Genomic DNA, 7,256 nt, shown 5'->3' on the forward strand with positions numbered 1-7,256 from the left:
TAATTATTATAATAGCTGGTCAACGCATATATCCAGCGGTAATATCTGCCACGGGTTCAGTCCACCAGATCGTACCTGTCCCGCAGCAGAGCGGACACCTGGCGCAGGGTGGCGAAGGAACGTTCTACGGTCAAATAACCGTCAGTATTGATTAAACAGCAGCGGGCCGGTGCCAGCCAGGCCTGAGCCAGGATCTGCTTCAGTGTTATCCCTTTTCCAACCAGATTACTCCAGATCTCCTCCAGCCGCAGCACCAGCTTCTCCACACTTTCCTGCCCCAACTCTTCACTCAATGTAGGCACAATTCCCCAGCAAATGATATTGCCTCCGTCCAGAAATTCTCTGATCGCATCGGTGTAACGGCTGAAGATCTGGCCCAGGCTGTAAGCATCAATGGAAAGGATGTTCAAATCCAGGCCCTGGAGCAGAAAAGACCAGTCCGGATTGCCGCACAGATGCACTCCCCGGGGACCCTCCAGGCTATCCAGGAAGGCCCGCATGTCCCTTTTGGCCCGCTCGCTGCTGTAGCCGCTAAACGAACCAAAGATAATTTCCAGCCCCGGCTCGTCCACCCAGATAAAGGGAGCAGCGTGCGCTTGCTGGAGCTGGCGGTACTGCACATTGATCTTGCGGGCGATGAAATCATACATGAATTCCCGCACGTCATCATTGTAAATGATCGGTTTCAGGTTTTCATCAACGATCTTGTGACCGAAACTGATCGGCCCAATGCTCTGCCCCCGAACCAGCCGGTAGGAGGTAATGTCCCGGGCCAGAAAAGCATCCAAGGCCACCGAATACCGGGGTGACAGCTTGAATATCGCCTCGCTGTCGCTTTTCTCGGCATATTCCACCAGCTCCTCCAGAAAGCGCCCCGTATCCAGTGTAATCCGCTGCTGTCTTTCATCAATCTGAATACCGGGAAAATGCTCACTGACCTGCACATACATGTCCTCGTAGTAGCTGAAGCGGGGCAGTTGCGGCCAGAAGGGAATATCCAGCGTCAGGGCCAGATCGATGGCCCGCTCCACCTCCTGATGGGGCAAGATGCCCATGGCCGTAGTGCGGCAGTTGCCGGGTAATGGCATATAGCTCACCCTCCAAATTTTTAAATTTAAACGAATATTGTTTAGATTATAGATTATTCTAGAAATGCAAAAGCTGGCCGGCAAAATTCCCGAAGGCCAGACATAATAAAGTACCGCATCTAAACCGGCAAGAAAAGAAGAAAAAGTGCTCACCTGCACCCAAGATAGTCTAGAAGTCACCAAATTGCCCCGCCTGAACCAACGGCAACCGGAAAACGCACTTGTTTTAAAACAGGCTGGTGATAAGATTTATTACATGCACATATCAGAGCAATGAAGCGCCGGTGACAAAAGTGAGAAATATTTTTTCCAACAGAAGATTTAACCCGAGTCCACACCGGGTACTGGTTACCGGCTTTGCCGCCACCATCCTGCTGGGAGCCATTCTGCTGAGCCTGCCTTTTGCCTCGGCCCAGCACCAGGCTACCAGCTTTTTGACCGCCCTTTTCACCGCTACATCGGCCGTTTGTGTCACCGGTCTGGTGGTCGTGGATACGGGTACCTACTGGTCCACTGCCGGACAGGTGATTATCCTGGCCCTGATTCAGGTTGGCGGCCTGGGATTCATGACCATGGCCACGTTTATGTTTTTGCTGCTGGGAAAAAAAATCGGCCTGAAAACCCGGTTGCTGATGCAGGCCTCCCTCAATCAGAACCACCTGCAGGGCATAGTGAACCTGGGCAAATACGTCCTGATTTTTACTTTCGCCACGGAGTTCTTTTTTGCCGCTGCGCTGGCCTGGCGCTTCAGCCTGGACATGCCCCTGCCCCGGGCCCTGTGGTTCGGCCTGTTTCACTCCATATCGGCCTTTAATAATGCCGGGTTTGATTTGTTCGGCCAGTTCGGTTCTCTGACCGGTTATGTCCAGGACAGCACGGTAAACCTGTGCATCACCACGCTGATTATTCTGGGCGGTATCGGCTTCAGTGTCATTGTCGATCTGACAAACTGGCGGCAACACCGGAAGCTGACCACGCACACCAGGCTGGTGCTGCTGGTCTCCACCGGTCTTCTGGTCAGCGGAACCTTGCTCTTCTATCTGTTCGAAAGTGACAACGTGCTCCAAAACTATAGCTGGACGGGTAAAATTCTGGCCTCTTATTTCCAGTCCGTAACCCCCCGCACTGCGGGATACAACACTGTGGACATCGGGTCACTGCACAGTTACACGCAGATGCTCCTCATTGTACTCATGTTTATCGGAGCCTCGCCCGGTTCCACCGGCGGCGGCATCAAAACCACCACCTTTGCCGTCCTGGGATCCGCCATACTTTCACTGGCCCGGGGCAACATTGATGTGACCATCTTTCGGCGGATGGTGCCGCGGGATCAGGTGGCCAAATCACTGGCTATCCTGCTCCTGGCCATCGCCCTGGTGCTGGTGGCCAGCACGGCTCTTTTATATACCGAGCACCAGGACAACTTCCTGCTCACCCTTTTTGAAACGGTGTCGGCCTTTGGCACGGTGGGCCTGACCATGGGCCTGACCCCGCATCTTTCGGAGGCCGGACGGGTTATTATCATTCTGACCATGTTCCTGGGCCGGGTGGGCACCATGACGGCGGTGCTGGCCTTTGCCGCACGCACCAGAGCCACACTGCCCATCAAACATCCGCCGGGCAACATTCTCATCGGGTAATACTTTGGTATATTATACAAAATCTAACTTCGACCGGAGAAAGGAAGAAGATGCTGTGAAACAATTTGCCGTCATCGGCCTGGGCCGTTTCGGTTCCAGTCTGGCCCGCACCCTGATCAGGATGGGCTATGAAGTGCTGGCCATTGATACTAACGAAGCCAACATCAATAACATGGCCGATGTGGTCACACACGCCGTGCAGGCCAATGCCCTGGAGGACGGTGTCCTGAAGTCGCTGGGCATCCGCAATTTTGATGTGGTCATAGTGGCCATTGGGCAGGACATCCAGTCCAGCATCCTGGTCACCGTGATGTTAAAAGAAATCGGCGTCAAAAAAGTGGTAGCCAAAGCCACCAACGAGCTGCACGGCAAGGTGCTGGAGCGGGTGGGTGCCGACATTGTGGTTTTCCCTGAAAGGGACATGGGCGAGCGGGTGGCCCGCTGGCTGGTGTCGCGCAACATCATTGACCAGATCAACCTTTCGCCCGATTACAGCCTGATTGAAATGGCCACACCGGAGAAATTCCTGGGCAAGACCCTGCAGGAGGCTGACTTGCGCAAAAAATACGGTGTGACCGTTCTGGCCATCCGGCGCAACGGCGAATTCATCATTTCCCCCGGCGCCAGACAGGTGCTGGAGAAAAATGATATTTTGATAGTCATTGGTCAAAATGAAAAATTAAAACTGTTTGAGACCACGGATTGAACCCTGTTGAACGCCCGTCCCTTTTGGCTCTTTCTCCCTCTCCGGCCGGCGCTGTGCTCAATGCCAAACGCTATCCTGCCACCCGAAACATTGACACTGCCTGTTTGTTTTTGCTATAATAAACATTGCGCCAGTCATTAATTACTGCTGTCCCAGTAGCTCAGCTGGATAGAGCAACGGACTTCTAATCCGTAGGCCGGGGGTTCGAATCCCTCCTGGGACGCCAGCAAAAGCCAGGCCCCGCAAGCATTTGCGGGGCTTTCGATTTATAGCGAATTCTGCAGAAAGGCCCTTTGGGGAACAAACTGGTGCCACCCATCTATTCTGGAGTAAAACTTTGCTTAATAAATAATTCTCTGAACTGCACATAATATAAAAAACTGTGAAGGAGACCAGGCAGCATGACCGAGAAAAAAACCTCACCCAATATCGCACCCGGCAGTGCTGAAGAACTGGAAAGAAGCGCCAGCGAAGAGGAACGCCGCCGGGGCGACTTTACCCGGGTTACCCGCCTGTCCTATGACGAAGTGGACCCTACCTGACAATAACGGGGGCATTTTTATCCCCGGCGGTTTCCGGCGGCAATAGACCGGCCAGATAGCGATACAGCCTTTCCTTTTCCTGGTCGCTGTCAGCCAAGCTGGCCCGGCCCCGGCGCAAAGTTCCTGGCTGCAGGGTTATAGCGCTGATTTTTTTATGCTCAATCTGCACGTCCAGTACCAGAATATGCCCCTGACTGCTTTGATAACGGCTGGTCACATGCCCCAGACCGTAAAAGATGTACCTGTCACCGTACCTTTCCACCCGCTGCGCCGAGAGCGGATGGGTACCGACAACCAGGTCCGCCCCGGCATCAATCAGGCGGCGGGCCAGCGCCGTCTGGGCGGCCGCCGGCTGCCGGTCGAAGGTGGTACCCCAGTGCATCAGCACTACCAGCAGATCCACCAGCTGGCTGGCCTGGCGCACAGCTGCCAGCATGTTTTTCTGGTCGTAAGCGTGGGCCACGCCAAAATGGCGGGGCCCCGCTTTCCAATCGGCCTGCGGCAGGATGGCTGAAAAAGCCAGCATACCCACTTTACCCTGCGGACTATCAATTATCGCCGGCCGGTAACATTCCGGGCTGGAACCCAAACCCAGGACAACCAGACCATGCTGCTGCAGCAGTTCCAGCATACCCCGCACCTGATCCCGCCCGGCATCCAGGGCATGGTTGGTGGCCAGATTTAAAATGATCCGATCTGCCTGCCGACTGCGCCTGGCCAGCCATTCCGGCAGTCCCGACCGGTCTGTCAGCGCAGTAATTGTGTATACCTGCACCAGGTTTGCCGCAGGAGTAGACACATCAGGCGGAGGCTGTTCCCAGAGCGCATCCCCGTATAAGCGCATGACCAGGGCCTGCTCGGCCTGGCCGGACGGCCCAATACCCGGTGATGACGGTTGGTCCTGCCCGTTCCCGGCGGACTGCAGAACAGAGTCCTTAGCCCCGGCTTTTGCATCATCATGCGGGAGAGATTGTTCCATAACGCGACCGGTCGTATTGCTGTTAAATATTCGTCCGTTAATTGTATAGGCAACCGCTGCCCAGATAAATACCACTACCAGGAAAACCGCAACCAGCTTGCCCAAAATGTCCCGGGCTTTGCCCCTCCAACCTGATCCGGCCCCGAGCAGCTGATCCGCCGTCACGCCATAATAACTCAACAATGCTTCAATTTCCTGCACGGAAAGCCTGGCCTGACCGTTTTCAAAATCCCCGAGTTTTTTCCAGGGCATTTTACAGGCCAGGGCTACTTCCTTCAGATCCAGTTTTTGCTGCAGCCGCCAGTCACGTAACCTCTCGGCCAGCAGATCCGGCGAAGGTACAAGCATGTTTGCCCACTCCAACAAAATTTTTACCGACAGGCACCGGAAATGTTTTTCCAGGCCAGGCTGGCCGCTCCGATTACTCCGGCCCGCTCGCCCAGGTGAGCCGAAACCACCTCCACCTGGCGGGCATGTTCCGGCATGGCCCTCCGGCAAAGCGTATCGCGCATGGGCCCCAGGAGCACTTCACCAGCTCTGGCCACCCCGCCGCCCACAATAACCAGCCGCGGGTTGAGCAGCGTAACCGCTGTAGCCAGAGCCCAGCCCACCAGTTCTCCGGTTTCCCGCCAGATTTCCAGGGCCAGCCGGTCACCCTGTCCGGCTGCCCGGGAGAGCACGGCGGGATCAATCAGTTCCGGCTTACCGCCCACCAGCTCAGCAATCACCGACTGTTTACCGCTCTGTATTGCCTCCCGGGCCCGCCGGGCAATCCCGGCGGCCCCGGCATAGACCTCCAGACAGCCGCGCCGGCCGCAGTTGCAGGGGGGACCATTCGGATCCAGACAAATATGCCCGATCTCGCCGGCAATATCCCCGGAGCCGCGCAACAGGCTTCCCGCAACAAAAATACCCGCCCCCACGCCGGTACCCAGCGCCACGCAGATTAAATCTTCCACACCCCGTCCGGCCCCGAAAAACTTCTCCCCCAGTGCCGCGCAGCGCACATCATTTTCCACGAACACGGGCGCTGAAAAATGCTGCTGGACGATTTTTTTCACCGGCAGATCGTGCCAGCCCAGATTGGGGGCATGCAACACCAGCCCTGTCCCGGACTCCAGCGGCCCGGGCACCCCCATGCCGATGCCCCGCACGACCAGCCCCCGGCCCGCCGCCTGCCGGAACAAATGCCCCGCCACCATCAATACCCGTTCCATCACCGCCTCGGGCCCTTTCCAGGACTCCGTGGGCAAAGTATATTCCTCCAGCAGACAGCCGGCCTCATCCACCAGAGCGCCGGCGATATTGGTGCCGCCAACATCCAAACCCAGGCCCACAGCCCGGTTTTTTTTCCCCATGCCCTGCACCACTCCCGTTTGGTTAAGGTACCTTACCACATTATACCACAAAGCGGCCCGCCATTTCAGCAGACCGCTTGCTATCTCTCTGATAACCGGTATAACAGGCAACCGGACAATACTATCATCACCAAAAGCCCCCCGGCCTATGCTCAACAGGCCGGGGGGCTTAACTAAATCTTACTGCTCACCAGCTTGTTCGCCAGCCTGTTCACCGGTTTGCTCGCTGACCGGTTGGTTTTGCTCATTATTTTGTTCATTTGATTCCTGAACATCATCTTCTTCAATCCCCAGTTTTTCTTCCACAACACTGGTTAACCGGGCCAGCAATGCCGCAAACTCCGCCCTGGTGATGGCGCTGTTGGGATTAAACCGTCCATCCGGCGTGCCCTTGACCACACCGGCCTCATACAGAGCAATGATATAGCCCGCATCTTCTTTGGAGAGCAGTACTGCATCTTTGAAAACTAAAGACACCGGTTGTACCGGCTGCAGGCCCAGCGCCCTGGCCAGCATCACGGCTACCTGAGCCCGCGTGGCCTGCACCTGACTGTGAAAACGGTTTAAATTGATCATCTGGCTGGCCAGCGCTTTTTGCGCCGCAGCTTTGGCCCAATCAGGGAATTGTGCCAGGGACTTGCCAGCATCTCCGGTTAATTTTTTGCTGGTGGGATTATCACCATATACCTCGCCGGTAACCGTTTCCGCCAGCCGCACTGCCACAACCATTGCTTCCACGCTGTTGATGGGAGCTTCGGGCTTGAACAATCCATCCTCATAACCGTTCATCAAGCCCAGAGCTTGAGCTCTGGCAATATCATTTCTGGCCCAGTGAGCCGCCGTGTCTTTAAACTCTTTCTTTACCTGCCCCTTGAGCTTGTTTTTAATTTTTTCCTGGATCCGTGATACCATCTCACCAATAACCATTTTCAGGCATAATCTG

7 protein-coding genes and 1 tRNA gene are annotated in these 7,256 nt (G+C 55.6%); 4 read left to right on the forward strand and 4 right to left on the reverse strand.

Annotated features, from left to right (window positions below):
• Window positions 1-56 precede the first annotated feature (56 nt).
• Window positions 57-1,088, reverse strand: a complete 1,032-nt coding sequence (locus tag ACUVTU_RS06685; RefSeq protein ID WP_445889182.1) for a hypothetical protein — start codon at window positions 1,086-1,088, stop codon at window positions 57-59.
• A gap of 293 nt (window positions 1,089-1,381) precedes the next feature.
• On the opposite strand from ACUVTU_RS06685, the gene ACUVTU_RS06690 reads away from it, so the two are divergent.
• The 4 genes from ACUVTU_RS06690 to ACUVTU_RS06705 all read left to right on the forward strand — a co-directional run bounded on the left by ACUVTU_RS06690 (window position 1,382) and on the right by ACUVTU_RS06705 (window position 3,976).
• A complete protein-coding gene (locus ACUVTU_RS06690) occupies window positions 1,382-2,728 on the forward strand; it encodes a TrkH family potassium uptake protein (RefSeq protein ID WP_445889183.1) in 1,347 nt (448 codons plus the stop codon).
• Between the two features lie 55 nt (window positions 2,729-2,783).
• The gene (locus tag ACUVTU_RS06695; RefSeq protein WP_445889184.1) at window positions 2,784-3,434 is read left to right on the forward strand and encodes a potassium channel family protein; all 651 of its coding nucleotides are present in this window, start codon (window positions 2,784-2,786) and stop codon (window positions 3,432-3,434) included.
• A gap of 149 nt (window positions 3,435-3,583) precedes the next feature.
• Window positions 3,584-3,660, forward strand: a tRNA-Arg gene (locus ACUVTU_RS06700).
• Between the two features lie 175 nt (window positions 3,661-3,835).
• Window positions 3,836-3,976 (forward strand): hypothetical protein, encoded by a 141-nt coding sequence (locus tag ACUVTU_RS06705; RefSeq protein WP_445889185.1) that lies wholly within the window; start codon window positions 3,836-3,838, stop codon window positions 3,974-3,976.
• On the opposite strand, the gene ACUVTU_RS06710 is transcribed toward ACUVTU_RS06705, so the two are convergent.
• The 3 genes from ACUVTU_RS06710 to ACUVTU_RS06720 all read right to left on the reverse strand — a co-directional run.
• Complete coding sequence (locus ACUVTU_RS06710) at window positions 3,969-5,303, reverse strand: CapA family protein (protein ID WP_445889186.1); 1,335 nt, start codon at window positions 5,301-5,303, stop codon at window positions 3,969-3,971. The genes ACUVTU_RS06705 and ACUVTU_RS06710 overlap by 8 nt on opposite strands.
• 23 nt (window positions 5,304-5,326) lie before the next feature.
• Window positions 5,327-6,313, reverse strand: coding sequence for an ROK family protein (locus ACUVTU_RS06715; protein ID WP_445889187.1), 987 nt, complete (start codon window positions 6,311-6,313; stop codon window positions 5,327-5,329).
• 180 nt (window positions 6,314-6,493) lie between these two features.
• Window positions 6,494-7,256 (reverse strand): S-layer homology domain-containing protein (locus ACUVTU_RS06720; protein WP_445889188.1); only part of this gene is annotated, 763 nt, incomplete at its 5' end.

The sequence above is a fragment of the Desulfurispora sp. genome, from assembly GCF_052744395.1.

Coding starts and splice junctions, on each gene's coding strand:
- ACUVTU_RS06710 (WP_445889186.1), bottom strand. CDS start 5,303: ATGCTTGTACCTTCGCCGGATCTGCTGGCCGAGAGGTTACGTGACTGG.
- ACUVTU_RS06715 (WP_445889187.1), bottom strand. CDS start 6,313: ATGGGGAAAAAAAACCGGGCTGTGGGCCTGGGTTTGGATGTTGGCGGC.
- ACUVTU_RS06705 (WP_445889185.1), top strand. CDS start 3,836: ATGACCGAGAAAAAAACCTCACCCAATATCGCACCCGGCAGTGCTGAA.
- ACUVTU_RS06685 (WP_445889182.1), bottom strand. CDS start 1,088: ATGCCATTACCCGGCAACTGCCGCACTACGGCCATGGGCATCTTGCCC.